We start from the raw sequence: 16158 nt of genomic DNA on the forward strand, positions 1-16158 counted from the left end.
AGGAGGAAAAACAATGGATTTAAAACAATATGTTTCAGAAGTAAAAGATTGGCCTTCAGCAGGTGTAAGCTTTAAGGATATAACAACTATAATGGATAATGGTGAAGCTTATGGATATGCTACGGATCAAATTGTTGAATACGCAAAGGAAAAAAATATAGATATAGTAGTTGGTCCTGAAGCCAGAGGATTCATAATAGGGTGTCCAGTTGCTTACTCAATGGGTATTGGATTTGCTCCAGTACGTAAAGAAGGAAAACTACCTCGAGAAGTTATTCGTTATGAATATAATTTAGAATATGGAACTAACGTATTAACTATGCATAAAGACGCGATTAAACCAGGACAACGAGTTTTAATCACTGATGATTTACTAGCTACAGGTGGAACTATTGAAGCTGCAATAAAGCTTGTTGAACAATTAGGTGGTATAGTTGTAGGTATTGCTTTTATTATTGAACTTAAATATTTGAATGGAATTGATAAAATAAAAGATTATGATGTGATGAGTTTGATTTCATATGATGAATAAAAATAATAAAATATAGATTTTTATGAGCCTGAAAAAATAATATCAGGCTCATTAATCTTTTGGAAAACCTTAATGCCTTAATGTATTAAATGATTATCAATGTTATTATAATTTACTTTATAATTGCTATGAATATTAGCTAAGTATTTCATCTCTATTTTTAATTGGACATAGTTTTAAAACGATATTTAATAAAAATATGTGTTTTAAATTTTTAATTGGGACCGACAACTTAAATGTAAATTTAAATGTGTGATTAAAGTTTAACATCATTTATTTATTTGTAAGTCATATTGTAGTATCATGAAACTATTATTTAGAAAGTTAATAAATGAGTTTCAATTATATAGTTGAACATGATAATTTGATATATGTAGAACCTTTCTACTTTCTTAAGCTATAAATGATTTATGGTAAAATGAATACAAAACAATGAATAAGTACTTTCATGTGGTATGTTAAACATCTTTGCAACATGAGTACTAAACGAAAGTAATGAATTGAGTGGGGTGTCATTAAAGTGAATAACGAGTATCCATATAGCGCGGATGAGGTGCTTTATAAAGCTAAATCATATTTATCAACAAGTGAATATGAATATGTTCTCAAAAGTTATCATATAGCTTATGAGGCACATAAGGGTCAATTTAGAAAAAATGGCTTACCTTATATTATGCATCCTATTCAAGTTGCAGGGATTTTAACAGAGATGCGTTTAGACGGACCCACTATTGTCGCTGGGTTTCTACATGATGTGATTGAAGATACTTCTTATACATTTGAAGATGTTAAAGATATGTTTAATGAAGAAATTGCACGAATAGTAGACGGAGTAACTAAACTTAAAAAGGTTAAGTATCGCTCTAAGGAAGAACAACAAGCAGAAAATCATCGTAAACTATTTATTGCTATTGCTAAAGATGTACGCGTAATTTTAGTGAAGTTAGCAGATCGGCTTCATAATATGAGAACTTTAAAGGCAATGCCAAGAGAGAAGCAGGTAAGAATCTCTAAGGAAACCTTAGAAATCTATGCTCCTTTAGCACATCGTCTCGGAATCAACACGATAAAGTGGGAACTTGAAGATACAGCGCTGAGATATATTGACAGTGTGCAATATTTCCGCATCGTTAATCTTATGAAGAAAAAACGTAGTGAACGCGAAGCTTACATTACAAATGCAATCAATAAAATTAAAAACGAAATGACTAAAATGAATCTTTCGGGCGAAATTAACGGTAGACCAAAACATATTTACAGTATATACCGCAAAATGATAAAACAAAAAAAGCAATTCGATCAAATATTTGATTTGCTTGCTATACGTATTATAGTTAATTCGATAAATGATTGTTATGCGACACTTGGTTTAGTTCATACATTATGGAAACCGATGCCTGGACGTTTTAAAGATTATATAGCTATGCCTAAGCAAAATATGTATCAATCACTACATACCACTGTAGTTGGACCCAATGGCGATCCTTTAGAAATACAAATTAGAACGCACGAAATGCATGAAATCGCTGAACATGGTGTTGCTGCACATTGGGCTTATAAAGAAGGTAAGACAGTTAATCAAAAAACACAGGATTTTCAAAATAAGCTTAATTGGTTAAAAGAACTTGCTGAAACCGACCATACTTCTGCAGATGCGCAAGAATTTATGGAATCCTTAAAATATGATTTACAGAGCGATAAGGTATATGCATTTACTCCAGCTAGTGATGTTATAGAGTTACCTTATGGTGCAGTACCAATTGATTTTGCTTATGCAATACACAGTGAAGTAGGAAATAAAATGATTGGTGCTAAGGTTAATGGTAAAATCGTACCTATAGATTATGTTCTACAAACTGGTGATATTATAGAGATTCGTACAAGTAAACATTCTTACGGTCCAAGTAGAGACTGGTTGAAAATTGTAAAATCTTCTAGTGCCAAAAGTAAAATCAAAAGTTTCTTTAAAAAACAAGATCGTTCTTCTAATATTGAAAAAGGTAAATTTATGGTAGAAGCGGAGATTAAAGAACAAGGATTCCGTGTTGAAGATATTCTAACTGAGAAAAATTTAGAAGTCGTTAATGAAAAATATCATTTTGCTAATGATGAAGATTTGTACGCAGCTGTTGGATTCGGTGGTGTTACATCAATACAAATCGTCAATAAATTAACTGAACGACAAAGAATATTAGATAAACAAAAGGCATTAAATGAGGCGCAGGAAGTTACAAAATCTGTACCTATAAAAAAAGATATTACCACAGACAGTGGTGTATATGTTGAGGGATTAGAAAACGTCTTAATCAAGTTATCAAAATGTTGTAATCCTATACCAGGTGATGATATTGTTGGTTATATCACTAAAGGACACGGGATTAAAGTTCATCGTACAGATTGTCCAAATATAAAAAATGAGACAGATCGATTGATTTCGGTAGAGTGGGTAAAATCTAAAGATTCAACACAACAATATCAAGTTGATTTAGAAGTTACTGCATATGATAGAAATGGCTTGCTTAATGAAGTATTACAAGCTGTAAATTCTACTGCTGGAAGCTTGATTAAAGTATCTGGGCGTTCAGACATTGATAAAAATGCAGTAATTAATATTAGTGTGATGGTAAAAAATGTCAATGATGTGTACCGTGTCGTTGAAAAAATTAAACAACTAGGTGACGTTTATACAGTATCTAGAGTTTGGAACTAGAGGTGCAAAAGATATGAAGATAATTGTACAAAGAGTTAAAAATGCTAGAGTTACGAATGATACAATTGATAACCAAATTAATAAAGGCTATTGTTTACTTGTAGGAGTAGGTCAAAATTCTACTGAAGAGGATGTAAAAGTCATCGCAAGAAAGATTGCTCATGCACGTCTCTTTGAAGATGAAAATGACAAATTGAATTTAAATATTCAACAAGTTGAAGGAGAAATTCTTTCAGTTTCCCAATTTACTATATACGCTGATGTTAAAAAGGGGAATAGACCTGGATTCTCAAATTCTAAAGCTCCAGAACAAGCTAAAGACTTATATCAAAAATTTAATAAAGAATTAGAAGGTTATGGCTTAATTGTCAAAACAGGTGAGTTTGGAACACATATGAATGTTGAAATTAATAACGATGGACCTGTCACATTGATTTATGAATCGCAGGATGGGAAAATAATATGAAGAAAATAGATTCATGGCTAACTAAACATGGTCTAAAAAATCGACTTACGCTCGTAGTAATTGTAATTTTTATTATATTTTTAATTTTACTTTTTATGTTTGTTAATTTAAGTGATGAAGATACAGGTCAAATTACTATAACTGAGAATGCTGAGTTAAGAACAGGACCTAATGCCGCCTATCCTGTTATTTATAAAATAGAAAAAGGCAAAAGTTTTAAGAAAATAGATCGAAAAGGGAAATGGATTGAAGTTCAAAATCACGCTGGCACTGAGAAAGGCTGGGTTGCTGGTTGGCACACAAATTTGAACATTCCAGCTGATCAATCACTTTCGTCAAACCCTCTAAAAGGAAAAACAATTGTACTTGACCCTGGTCATGGTGGAAGTGATCAGGGCGCCTCAAGTAGTACACCATCTAAAAGTCTCGAAAAAAATTACACACTTAAAACTGCTAAAGAATTAAAAAAGTTATTAAATAAGGAAGGTGCTCATGTAAAAATGACTCGTTCCAATGATAAATATGTGTCCCTAGATGATAGAAATATAAAGGGTGACGCATTTATTAGTATACATAATGATGCGCTTGATTCTTCAAATGCCAATGGAGTGACTGTTTATTGGTTTAAAGACAAGCAAGAATCACTTGCACAAACTTTAAATTCTGCAATTCAAAAGAAGGCATTATTGACAAATCGAGGTTCTAGACAACAAAATTATCAAGTGTTGAGACAGACAGATATACCAGCAGTACTGTTAGAGTTAGGCTATATAAGTAATCCTACTGATGAATCAATGATTAATGATCAATTACATAGACAAGTGGTTGAACAAGCTATTGTTGATGGTTTAAAACAATATTTCTCGTCCTAGACCTTGCAAATTATTCTAAAAATCGTTATCATTATTGTTGAACTTTATAAATAAAACCGATATGATTCTTGAAATTTTAAATGAAGTAGGTAGCATTTAATGCGTAGAAATACAATCCTTGGCTGTAAGATTGTACTTAGTAATTTAAAAATTTGAACGCAAGAAGAGGTACTTTTAATTAAAAGTCGGATAGCGCACGTTAAGCGTTTTGAGTGGATTATGCTTTTATCAGTATAATCAAATAGGGTGGCAACACGGTGAATCGTCCCTTGTATAGTTTTGCACTATACAAGGGACTTTTTAATTTTTTATAACCCATATGAAAATAAAAGACTATTTTAATCTTTTTTAATAATAAAGGAGAGAGTTTTATGATTAAGATGCCAAGAGGTACCCAAGATATCTTGCCGCAAGATTCTGCTAAATGGCGTTACATTGAAAATCGATTACACACATTAATGGAATTGTATAATTATAAAGAAATAAGAACGCCAATTTTTGAAAGTACTGAACTTTTTGCAAGAGGCGTGGGGGATTCTACTGACGTTGTTCAAAAGGAAATGTATACATTTAAAGATAAAGGGGATCGTAGTTTAACATTACGTCCTGAAGGAACTGCAGCCGTTGTACGTTCATATATTGAACACAAAATGCAAGGTGAACCCAATCAACCTATCAAACTTTACTACAATGGTCCTATGTTTAGATACGAACGTAAACAAAAAGGAAGATATCGCCAATTTAACCAATTTGGTGTCGAAGCAATAGGAGCGGAAAATCCTAGTATTGATGCTGAAATACTCGCTATGGTTATGCATATATATGAGTCTTTCGGATTAAAGCATTTAAAGTTAGTTATCAATAGTATTGGTGATAGTGAATCACGTAAAGAATATAACGAAGCATTAGTAAAACATTTTGAACCTGTGATTGATACATTTTGTTCAGATTGTCAATCAAGATTACACACTAATCCTATGAGAATTTTAGATTGTAAAATCGATAGAGATAAAGAAGCAGTAAAAAATGCACCCCGTATCACAGATTATCTCAATAATGATTCTAAATCTTATTATGAACAAGTTAAATTACATCTTGATAATTTGAACATATCTTATGTTGAAGATCCTAACTTAGTTCGTGGGTTAGATTATTATACTCATACTGCCTTTGAATTAATGATTGATAATCCAGAGTATGATGGAGCTATCACTACATTATGTGGTGGTGGTCGATATAATGGGTTGTTACAATTATTAGATGGTCCAGATGAAACAGGTATTGGGTTTGCACTAAGTATTGAAAGATTATTGATGGCACTTGATGAAGAAGGTATTTCATTAGATGTAAGTGAAGATTTTGATTTATTTGTTGTGACAATGGGAGAAGATGCCGATCGTTATGCTGTTAAGTTAATCAATGATTTAAGAAGAAATGGAATAAAAGTAGATAAGGATTATCTAAACAGAAAAATTAAAGGACAAATGAAACAAGCTGACCGTCTTAATGCTAAATATACAGTAGTAATTGGAGATCAAGAGCTTGAAAATAATGAAATTGGTGTGAAAAACATGATTTCAGGCGAATCAGAAAATGTACAATTAGACGAATTGGTTAATTATTTTAAAAGTAGAAAGGAAGTCTAAAAATGAATAAAAGAACAACGTATTGTGGTTTAGTCACAGAAGAATTTTTAAACGAAAAAGTAACATTAAAAGGTTGGGTTCATAACAGACGAGATTTAGGTGGATTAATTTTTGTTGATTTAAGAGATCGTGAAGGTATTGTCCAAATAGTTTTTAATCCTGACTTTTCCGAAGAAGCATTGCAAGTTGCTGAAACAGTACGCTCAGAATATGTAGTCGAAGTTGAAGGTGTAGTAACAAAACGTGATGCTGAAACTATTAACCCAAAAATCAAAACAGGTCAAGTTGAGGTTCAAGTTTCAAATATTGAGATTATTAACAAATCAGAAACACCTCCATTTTCAATTAATGAAGAAAATGTAAACGTTGATGAAAATATTCGATTAAAATATAGATATTTAGATTTACGTAGACAAGAATTAGCGCAAACTTTTAAAATGAGACATCAAACTACGCGTTCTATCCGTCAATACTTAGATAATAATGGCTTCTTCGATATTGAAACACCAGTATTAACAAAATCAACACCTGAGGGTGCGCGAGATTATCTAGTACCTTCCCGTGTACACGAGGGTGAATTTTACGCGTTGCCACAATCACCACAATTATTTAAACAACTATTAATGATAAGTGGTTTTGATAAATATTATCAAATTGTTAAATGTTTCCGTGATGAAGACTTACGTGCAGATCGTCAACCAGAATTCACTCAAGTTGATATTGAAATGAGTTTTGTCGATCAAGAAGATATCATAGCCATGGGTGAAGATATGTTACGTAAGGTTGTAAAAGATGTAAAAGGAATAGACGTTAGTGGCCCATTCCCACGTATGACATATGCAGAGGCTATGGACCGTTTTGGTTCAGATAAACCTGACACTCGTTTCGGTATGGAACTTATCAATGTGTCACAGCTTGGTAAAGAAATGAATTTTAAAGTTTTTAAAGATACGGTAGATAACAACGGCGAAATTAAAGCAATTGTCGCAAAAGACGCTGCAAATAAATATACACGTAAAGACATGGATGCATTAACAGAGTTTGTAAATATATATGGTGCAAAAGGATTAGCTTGGGTTAAAGTTGTTGATGATGGTTTAAGTGGCCCAATTGCTAGATTTTTCGAAGATGTTAATGTTGAAACACTTAAACAGTTAACAGAAGCTAAACCTGGAGATTTAGTAATGTTTGTAGCTGATAAACCTAATGTTGTTGCTCAAAGTTTAGGGGCTTTAAGAATTAAATTAGCAAAAGAATTAGGTTTAATTGATGAATCAAAATTAAATTTCTTATGGGTAACTGATTGGCCGTTATTAGAGTATGATGAAGATGCAAAACGTTATGTAGCAGCACATCATCCATTTACTTCACCTAAAAGAGAAGATATCGAAAAGCTAGACACTGAACCTGAAAATGTACAAGCCAACGCTTATGATATTGTTCTAAATGGTTATGAACTTGGTGGTGGTTCTATAAGAATACACGATGGTGAATTGCAACAAAAAATGTTTGAAGTATTAGGATTTACTAATGAACAAGCTCAAGAACAATTTGGTTTCTTATTAGATGCTTTTAAATACGGTGCTCCACCTCATGGTGGCATCGCGTTAGGTTTAGATAGACTTGTGATGTTATTAACAAATAGAACAAACTTGAGAGATACAATTGCATTCCCTAAAACAGCATCAGCTACATGTCTTTTAACTGACGCTCCAGGAGAAGTATCTGATAAACAACTCCAAGAACTCTCACTAAGAATCAGACACTAGGGCCCCAACAAAGAGAATTTCACAAAGAAATTCAACAGGCAGAGCAAGTTGGGACTAGGGCCTTAATTTAATGTTTCTTAAGAAATTAGCACAGAGAGCTTAATTGTACGAATTGAATATAAAACATCGGTGTGTAATATAATTAATCAGACATTATATTATAATTTTGGTAACTAGTTTAGAATACACGAGAAAATAATACACATTTGAGTTAAATGATAAGTCTTTAAAATTTACTTCTCTTTTTAAATTGTGGTATGATATTTTCATAAGATAGTCATCTGTGGTGTTCGTAAGTTTGCTTTTTATTTGGGCCTAACACTCTTTGATCAGGGAGCCCAATAGGTTTTCTCGCAGCGCACACGCCTCTATAGGAGGACTTGCAAAACGAGAAACAGGGCACCCACCTGTATATAGCAGGCCGAATGATCAAGCTATTTATAACTACGGCATCAACGGACTCTATCGGTACGCAAGACTTTTGTCTTGCGTATTTTTATGTATATAATTATAAAGAAGCATAGATATAATGAATTGGAATCAAAGGAGCTAAAGATGAAACATCAATTTTCAAGGAATGAATTAGCAATAGGACAAGAAGGGCTGAACTTACTAAAAAATAAGACTGTTGCAGTTTTAGGTGTTGGTGGCGTCGGGTCATTTGCAGCTGAGGCATTGGCTCGGACTAATATAGGGCACATCATACTTATAGATAAAGATGATGTCGATATTACAAATGTGAACAGGCAAATTCATGCACTGACTTCAACTATTGGTCAAAGTAAAGTCACGCTAATGGAAGAAAGAATCAAATTAATAAATCCCGATTGTAAAGTAACTTCTTTGCATATGTTTTATACCGAGGAAACATACAAAGATATCTTCAATAATTATGATATTGATTATTTTATTGATGCAAGCGATACAATCATTTATAAAGTTCATCTCATGAAAGAGTGTTTAGAAAGAGGAATTGAGTTAATTTCAAGTATGGGTGCAGCAAATAAGACTGACCCGACACGTTTTGAAATTGCAGATATTTCAAAAACACATACTGATCCTATGGCTAAAGTAATTAGAAATCGTTTAAAACGCCTTGGTATTCGTAAAGGTGTTAAAGTAGTATTTTCTGATGAAAGTCCTATTGTTATTCGCGAGGACGTAAAAGAAACAGTAGGAGATAAAAATGCAATCAATAGAAAAGGGCAAATGCCTCCATCTTCTAATGCATTTGTTCCAAGTGTAGTAGGCCTTATTTGTGCAAGCTACGTTGTCAACGATATTTTAAAAGATATACCTGTAAGGCGAATTAAAGATAAAGGACAAAATTAAAGTTATCTATCTCATTGCAAGAAAATCATCATCTTCTATTTTTGTGAAATTTGATTCATAGTTTAAAAAAAACAAAATGTATTTTAAATAAATCTACAACAACTCATAGTAAAAAAACCTGAGGCATCAGTATTGTCCCAGGTTTTTTGCATCTAAGATATTAATTTCAACTACATATTTTCAATGAATAAAATTATGTTTTATTTCGTAAGTTATCGTAAATTGTTTTAAATTGTTGTTCACTTTTTGATGTGGTTTTTGGTTCATAATACACTCTGTTTTTTAATTTTTCTGGTAAGTACTGTTGTACAACATGACCATTTTCATAGTTATGAGGATATTTGTAACCTATAGCCCGTCCTAACTTTTTAGCACCTGAATAATGACCGTCTTTCAGATAATCCGGTATTTGACCTATATGTCCATTTCTTATATCGCCAAGAGCTTTATCTATTGCTGTGATACCAGAATTTGATTTAGGTGATAAGCATAATTCTATTACAGCTTGACTAAGGGGAATTCGTGCTTCTGGAAAACCTAGACGTTCAGCTGATTGTATTGCTGCTAAAGTCCTCTGACCAGCATTAGGTGATGCTAACCCAACATCTTCATAACTAATTACAAGTAATCGACGTACGATTGTAGGTAAGTCACCAGCTTCAATTAGACGTGCTAAGTAGTGGAGTGCTGCATTGACATCACTACCTCTAATTGATTTTTGAAAAGCGCTCATGACGTCATAATGCATGTCTCCATCTTTATCACTTACAAAAGCACCTTTTTGTAAGCAATCTTTTGCGTCATCTAATGTAATATGTCTTTCGTTTTCTTCACCAATATGAGCACTTAGTACAGCTAATTCCAAAGCGTTTAATGCACTCCTAACGTCGCCTTGGCTTTGCGTTGAAAAATATTCGATAGCATCTTCATCTACAATAGGATGATAAGTACTTAAACCTCTTTCCTTATCATTTATAGCTCTATCTAATGCCAATCTTATATCATCTTGATCTAATGGGTAAAGCTCAAATATTTGTGCTCTAGATCGTATCGCTGGATTTATCGCATGATAAGGATTTGAAGTTGTTGCACCTATTAATACAATTTTGCCATTTTCAAGATGTGGTAATAAAAAATCTTGTTTAGCTTTGTCTAAACGATGAATTTCATCTAATAGTAAGATAACTTGTCCTGACATCTTAGCTTCTTCGACAATTAGCTGCATATCTTTCTTTGTATTTGTTACGGCATTTAATTGTCTGAATTTAAATTGTGTACTGCCTGAAATTGCTTTTGCAATACTTGTTTTACCAATTCCAGGTGGACCATAAAAAATCATAGAAGAAAGACGTTTAGTATCTACCATCCTTCTTATTATACCTTTCGGACCAACCAGGTGTTGTTGAGATATAATTTCATCTATATTTTTCGGTCTCATTCGAGAGGCTAATGGTTCTGTACTCACATTTTTCACACCTTTCTAATATTATATTAACGTAAAAAATGGTAGAATGGTATCAGATACTATTCGAATTAAGTGAGGTTATACAATGAAAATATCAACAAAAGGGAGATACGGATTAACATTGATGATATCTCTTGCTAAAAGAGAGGGTCAAGGTTGTGTATCACTAAAAACAATTGCTGAAGAAAATAAACTAAGTGATTTATATCTTGAACAATTAGTAGGCCCTTTAAGAAATGCTGGATTAATTCGAAGCGTTCGAGGTGCTAAAGGTGGTTATCAACTTAGAGTTCCATCAGAAGAAATTACTGCAGGAGATATTATCCGATTACTAGAAGGACCGATTACGTTTGTAGAAAGTATTGATTCAGAACCGCCTGCACAAAAGCAACTATGGATTAGAATGAGAGATGCTGTAAGAGATGTTTTAGATCATACTACATTAAAATATCTTGCAGATTACAAAGATACGAATGAAGACTTAGAGGGTTATATGTTCTATATTTAAATTTTATAGTGGTTAAATAGATACATAGATATCTCCATTCATTATTTACTCGTAAAAATTTTACCTGTAATGTTTAACTAACATTTTATAAGGTTATAACAAAGCATAGCAATCATGGATTCACATTTTTAATCCATTTTAATGTTGCTATAAATAAACTTTTATAACTGAGAGGAGTAAATTTTATGAGTTTTATGGATAAAGCTAAAGAAGCTGCTGAAAAATTTAAAGATAGTGATAACGAACAAGTTAACAAAGTAAAAGATAAAATAAATGAATATACAGGTGGCGAAGACAACAAAGATAAAAAGGACAAAAAGGATAAATAAAAAGTCTCTAATTATTTTAAAAGGTTAAATAGCTACCAACAAAGTTTCAAACTTTGTTGGTAGCTATTAATTTTTTAATACAAAATGACTTATAAATAAGTTATGAAAATCATATTTAATTTATTAAAATTCATCAAAAGAGTGAGACAATAATGATTGTCTAATCCCTTATAATCATTGGTAAGATGTTAACATTTTACTATGATTTAATTGCACGTTCTAATCTTCGATATGATTCTATTTGTTTGTCTTGATCATAGATATAACTAATTGCCATAAGTTCATCGATATCCCCGTACTCTTTTATGAACGATTCAAGTTTTTGTTTAACTGTATCTTCAGATCCTATAAGTGACCCTTTTAAACGTTGTTGTGCTAATTCATATTCGCGTGGTGTTAATAGGGCCTTTAAATCATCTGTTGGTGGTTGGACAGGTTGCATTTTTCCTCGTGTTATACTTACCATTATTTGAGACATCGTAGTTGCTAAATATTCTGCTTGTTCATCAGAATCTGACACAATTGTATTTAAACAAACAATTACATAAGGTTTATCAAGTACTTCTGAAGGTTCAAATAATTCTCTATAAATTTGTAGTGCTTCCTTCATTTGTTGTGGAGCAAAATGTCCTGCAAAAACATATGGTAACCCTTTACGTGCAGCTAAATGTGCAGAATCTGTAGATGAACCTAGAATATACATTGGGACATTTTTATCTACCGCAGGATAAGCACGTACATATGCTTGTTGATGACTCGGTCCAAAATATTGTTGCAGTTGTTCAACTTCTTCAGGGAATTGATAAACACCATTATGCTGATCTCTTCTTAATGCGCTCGCTGTCATCATATCTGTACCAGGAGCACGTCCTAATCCTAAGTCCACACGTTGAGGGAATAATGTTTCCAATGTCCCAAATTGTTCTGCTACGACTAGTGGTGCATGATTCGGTAACATTATGCCTCCAGAACCTACTTTGATAGAATGAGTATGTTCTAATGTATGTTGAATTAATAGAGAAGTAGCTGAACTAACTAAATTTGGAGCATTATGATGCTCTGCAATCCAGTAGCGCTCATAATCTAAATCATCTAATGCTTGAGCGAGTGTAACCATATCGTTAATTGCATCTTTATCTTCTTGACCTTCACGTATAGGTACTAAGTTTAACGCAGATAATTTTATATTTTTCATACATGATGCTTCCTTTCCATAATTAATAATAATTGAAGTATAACAATCATTTTTGATTTTCAATATTGAATTGCTCAAATTATTTTAATTTTATATACAAAAATGATATTCGATAAATTGGTAGGTTAGATGTTAAAATTTAAATGACATAAATTTTTTCATTGGTAAAACAGAAAAGTAGAAATAAACAAATAATGGTGCTATTATAGGAACATTGATAATTTGACAAGGAGTGTCCAAACATGGAAGTATACGCAGATTATGCTGCGACTACGCCAGTAAAACCAGAAGTAATAGATGCTATGATGGAAATATATCAATCTCATTTTGGTAATCCATCGTCAATACATTCTATTGGTAGAGATGCACGCAAATATCTTGATCAGTCACGTCGTACAGTTGCACAATTGTTGGGAGCGAATCCGAATGAAGTAATATTTACAAGTGGTGCAACAGAATCGAATAACACTGCTATTAAAGGATTAGTGAAAGCGAATGAACAATTAGGTAATCATATTATTACTACCAAAATTGAACACCATTCAGTATTACACGTATATGAGCAACTTGAAAAAGAAGGTTATGATGTTACGTATCTAGATGTAGATGATACTGGTGCAGTTGATTTAGACCAATTAAAAGAAACAATTAATGATAGAACAATTTTAGTATCAATTATGTTTGTAAATAATGAGATTGGAACAGTACAAAATATTTATGATATTGAAGATATTATTGGAGACACTCATGCGTTATTCCATGTTGATGCTGTTCAAGCAATTGGACATTTAGATTTAGATTTTCATAATTTTAAAATTGATACAATGAGTATTTCAGCACACAAATTTGGTGGTCCTAAAGGTGTTGGTCTACTATTAGTAAAAGAGCATACACCAATAGCATATAATCAACTTGGTGGTGAACAAGAAACCAAACGTCGAGCAGGTACAGAAAATTTACCTCAAATTGTTGGATTAACAAAGGCACTTGAATTAGCTATAACCAATCAAGATGTAAATAATGTTCATTTAATGAATTTAAAAGAATTATTTTTAGTTCAGTTACAGGAAAGGGCAATTCCATTTGAATTAAACGGTTCAATGACAGATTCAACGGGTCATATTTTAAATATTTATTTTCCATTTATAGATGTTGAAACAATGTTAACATTATTGGATTTAGCCCATGTATATGTATCTTCAGGTTCTGCTTGTACAGCAGGTTCAACGACTCCATCTCATGTACTTGCAGCTATGTTTGAAGATGAAGAACGAGCAAAACATTCAGTACGTTTTAGCTTTAATGAACAAACAACAACGCAAGAAATTAAATATATTGTAGCTGAAATTCATAAAATCTATCATAAATTTAAGGAGGAATCATAGTGTCTAACAAAGATATACGCGTAGTTGTGGGCATGTCTGGTGGAGTGGATAGCTCTGTTACTGCATACTTGTTAAAAGAACAAGGTTATGATGTAATAGGTATATTTATGAAAAATTGGGACGATACTGATGAAAATGGGGTGTGTACAGCCACTGAGGATTATAATGACGTGATTGCAGTATGTAATCAAATTGGCATCCCATACTACGCTGTTAATTTTGAAGAACAGTATTGGGATAAAGTATTTACTTATTTTCTTGATGAATATAAAAAAGGTCGTACACCTAACCCTGATGTGATGTGTAATAAAGAAATTAAATTTAAAGCATTTTTAGAACATGCTTTAAAATTAGGCGCTGATTATGTCGCTACAGGTCATTATGCTCGTATACGTCGTCATGATGATGGGCATGTTGAAATGCTAAGAGGTGTTGACAATAATAAAGACCAAACCTACTTTTTAAATCAATTATCCCAAGAACAACTATCCAAAGTCATGTTCCCAATTGGAGATATTGAAAAAAGTGAAGTAAGACGTATTGCAGAAGAGCAAAATTTAGCTACTGCCAAGAAAAAAGACTCAACAGGTATTTGTTTTATTGGTGAAAGAAACTTTAAAGAATTTTTATCACATTACCTACCAGCTCAATCTGGTGAAATGTTGACATTAAATGGAAAAAAAATGGGACAGCATAGTGGATTGATGTATTATACAATTGGTCAACGTCACGGCTTAGGCATCGGTGGAGATGGAGATCCATGGTTTGTTGTAGGTAAAAATTTAAATGATAACGTATTATATGTTGAACAGGGATTTCACCATGATGCACTTTATAGTGATTATCTCATAGCTTCTGATTATTCATTTGTTAATCCAAGTGAAATTGATTTGGAAAAAGGTTTTGAATGTACAGCTAAATTCCGTTATCGCCAAAAAGATACTAAAGTTTATGTTCAACGCGAAAACGAGAATTCTATTAGAGTAACTTTTGCTGAACCAGTTAGAGCGATTACACCTGGTCAAGCAGTTGTCTTCTATAATCAAGAAGTATGTTTAGGTGGCGCTACAATTGATGATGTTTATAAAAACGAAGGTCAATTAAGTTACGTTGTATAAATTGTTTATACCGTTAATTCATGAGAAATTCTTGTATTAACGGTTTTTTTATGACTTGTTTTTTCATGAAAATATATAAATAAAGAAAAATTAACTTAAATATCCTGAAAATACATATTTAAAATAATCATGTTATAATCGTGTAGAAATGAGGGAGAAAAGATGCACGAACAAAGTAAGATATACCAAAATATTAAAGATGGTAAATTAGATACCGCTTTGAAAGACTTGTTTGAAAATATAGAAGAAAATCCGGCCATTGTTGAAAATTATATTAACGCAGGTATTGTATTATCAGATGTTGGAGAAATTGAAAAAGCAGAACGTTTTTTCCAAAAGGCATTAACTATTGAACCTGAAAATGGTGCTGTTTATTATAACTTGGCAAATATTTATTATAATGAAGAACGTTATAACGAAGCGATAAAGCTATATCAAACTGCACTACAATATGAAGTAGCGAAAAAAGATTGTAATTATATGATTGGTATGTCGTTTAATCAACTAGGTGCTTTTAAAGAAGCTTTACCATTTTTAATGACTGCAGCTGAAATGGACGATGATAGAGATTTAGAAGTACAGTTTCAATATGGGTTAGTACTATGCCAACTCGAAATGTTTGATGAAGCTATTAAACAATTAAATAAGGTTCTTTCTATCGATTCACAGCACGTAGATGGTATATATAATCTTGGTTTAGCAACATATATGAAAAATGAAAATTTAGATGAAGCAATTGCATATTTTGAACAAGCAATATCAATTGATGAAAAACATTTACTTAGTCAACATGCATTAAAGACATTCAAAACAATGAAAGAGGAGGAATAA

At 32.2% G+C, this 16158-nt stretch carries 14 protein-coding genes and 1 other RNA gene; 13 read left to right on the forward strand and 2 right to left on the reverse strand.

Annotated elements, in window-relative coordinates; all coding sequences use genetic code 11:
- Positions 1-13: 13 nt before the first annotated feature.
- The 8 genes from FNL83_RS05895 (at position 14) to FNL83_RS05935 (ending at position 9327) form a co-directional block, all read left to right on the forward strand.
- Complete coding sequence (locus tag FNL83_RS05895; RefSeq protein WP_001832698.1) at positions 14-532, forward strand: adenine phosphoribosyltransferase; 519 nt, start codon at positions 14-16, stop codon at positions 530-532.
- Positions 533-1052: 520 nt separating this feature from the next.
- Positions 1053-3242, forward strand: coding sequence for a RelA/SpoT family protein (locus FNL83_RS05905; RefSeq protein WP_001832683.1), 2190 nt, complete (start codon positions 1053-1055; stop codon positions 3240-3242).
- 13 nt (positions 3243-3255) lie between these two features.
- A complete protein-coding gene (dtd, locus tag FNL83_RS05910) occupies positions 3256-3708 on the forward strand; it encodes a D-aminoacyl-tRNA deacylase (protein WP_001830766.1) in 453 nt (150 codons plus the stop codon).
- Positions 3705-4580: an N-acetylmuramoyl-L-alanine amidase family protein gene (locus FNL83_RS05915; RefSeq protein ID WP_001830843.1), complete on the forward strand. Its 876-nt coding sequence runs from the start codon at positions 3705-3707 to the stop codon at positions 4578-4580. Before dtd ends, FNL83_RS05915 begins: the two co-directional genes overlap by 4 nt.
- A gap of 371 nt (positions 4581-4951) precedes the next feature.
- Positions 4952-6226 (forward strand): histidine--tRNA ligase, encoded by a 1275-nt coding sequence (gene hisS, locus FNL83_RS05920; RefSeq protein WP_001830876.1) that lies wholly within the window; start codon positions 4952-4954, stop codon positions 6224-6226.
- Between the two features lie 2 nt (positions 6227-6228).
- Positions 6229-7995 (forward strand): aspartate--tRNA ligase, encoded by a 1767-nt coding sequence (aspS, locus tag FNL83_RS05925; RefSeq protein WP_001830852.1) that lies wholly within the window; start codon positions 6229-6231, stop codon positions 7993-7995.
- Positions 7996-8270: 275 nt separating this feature from the next.
- Positions 8271-8461, forward strand: a non-coding RNA gene (gene ssrS / locus FNL83_RS05930) — 6S RNA.
- Positions 8462-8550: 89 nt separating this feature from the next.
- Positions 8551-9327 carry a tRNA threonylcarbamoyladenosine dehydratase gene (locus tag FNL83_RS05935; RefSeq protein ID WP_001830777.1) on the forward strand — a complete coding sequence of 259 codons (777 nt, stop codon included), beginning with the start codon at positions 8551-8553 and terminating at the stop codon, positions 9325-9327.
- Between the two features lie 193 nt (positions 9328-9520).
- On the opposite strand, the gene FNL83_RS05940 is transcribed toward FNL83_RS05935, so the two are convergent.
- Entirely contained in the window at positions 9521-10792 is a 1272-nt protein-coding gene (locus FNL83_RS05940) for a replication-associated recombination protein A (RefSeq protein ID WP_001830871.1), read from the reverse strand.
- Positions 10793-10877: 85 nt separating this feature from the next.
- On the opposite strand from FNL83_RS05940, the gene cymR reads away from it, so the two are divergent.
- Both cymR and FNL83_RS05950 read left to right on the forward strand, forming a co-directional pair.
- A complete protein-coding gene (gene cymR, locus FNL83_RS05945) occupies positions 10878-11300 on the forward strand; it encodes a cysteine metabolism transcriptional regulator CymR (protein WP_001830806.1) in 423 nt (140 codons plus the stop codon).
- Between the two features lie 185 nt (positions 11301-11485).
- Positions 11486-11629, forward strand: coding sequence for an SAS049 family protein (locus FNL83_RS05950; RefSeq protein ID WP_001830746.1), 144 nt, complete (start codon positions 11486-11488; stop codon positions 11627-11629).
- A 199-nt stretch (positions 11630-11828) separates the two neighbouring features.
- On the opposite strand, the gene FNL83_RS05955 is transcribed toward FNL83_RS05950, so the two are convergent.
- The gene (locus FNL83_RS05955; protein WP_001830781.1) at positions 11829-12824 is read right to left on the reverse strand and encodes an LLM class flavin-dependent oxidoreductase; all 996 of its coding nucleotides are present in this window, start codon (positions 12822-12824) and stop codon (positions 11829-11831) included.
- A 242-nt stretch (positions 12825-13066) separates the two neighbouring features.
- Between FNL83_RS05955 and FNL83_RS05960 the strand changes: the two genes are divergently transcribed.
- From FNL83_RS05960 to FNL83_RS05970, 3 genes are all read left to right on the forward strand, one after another.
- On the forward strand, positions 13067-14209 hold the full coding sequence (locus FNL83_RS05960) for a cysteine desulfurase family protein (protein WP_001830848.1): 1143 nt from the start codon (positions 13067-13069) through the stop codon (positions 14207-14209).
- The gene (gene mnmA / locus FNL83_RS05965) at positions 14209-15327 is read left to right on the forward strand and encodes a tRNA 2-thiouridine(34) synthase MnmA (RefSeq protein WP_001830892.1); all 1119 of its coding nucleotides are present in this window, start codon (positions 14209-14211) and stop codon (positions 15325-15327) included. Before FNL83_RS05960 ends, mnmA begins: the two co-directional genes overlap by 1 nt.
- Positions 15328-15489: 162 nt before the next feature.
- Positions 15490-16158: a tetratricopeptide repeat protein gene (locus FNL83_RS05970; protein WP_001832695.1), complete on the forward strand. Its 669-nt coding sequence runs from the start codon at positions 15490-15492 to the stop codon at positions 16156-16158.

This window comes from Staphylococcus epidermidis, assembly GCF_006742205.1.
GTDB lineage: Bacteria > Bacillota > Bacilli > Staphylococcales > Staphylococcaceae > Staphylococcus > Staphylococcus epidermidis.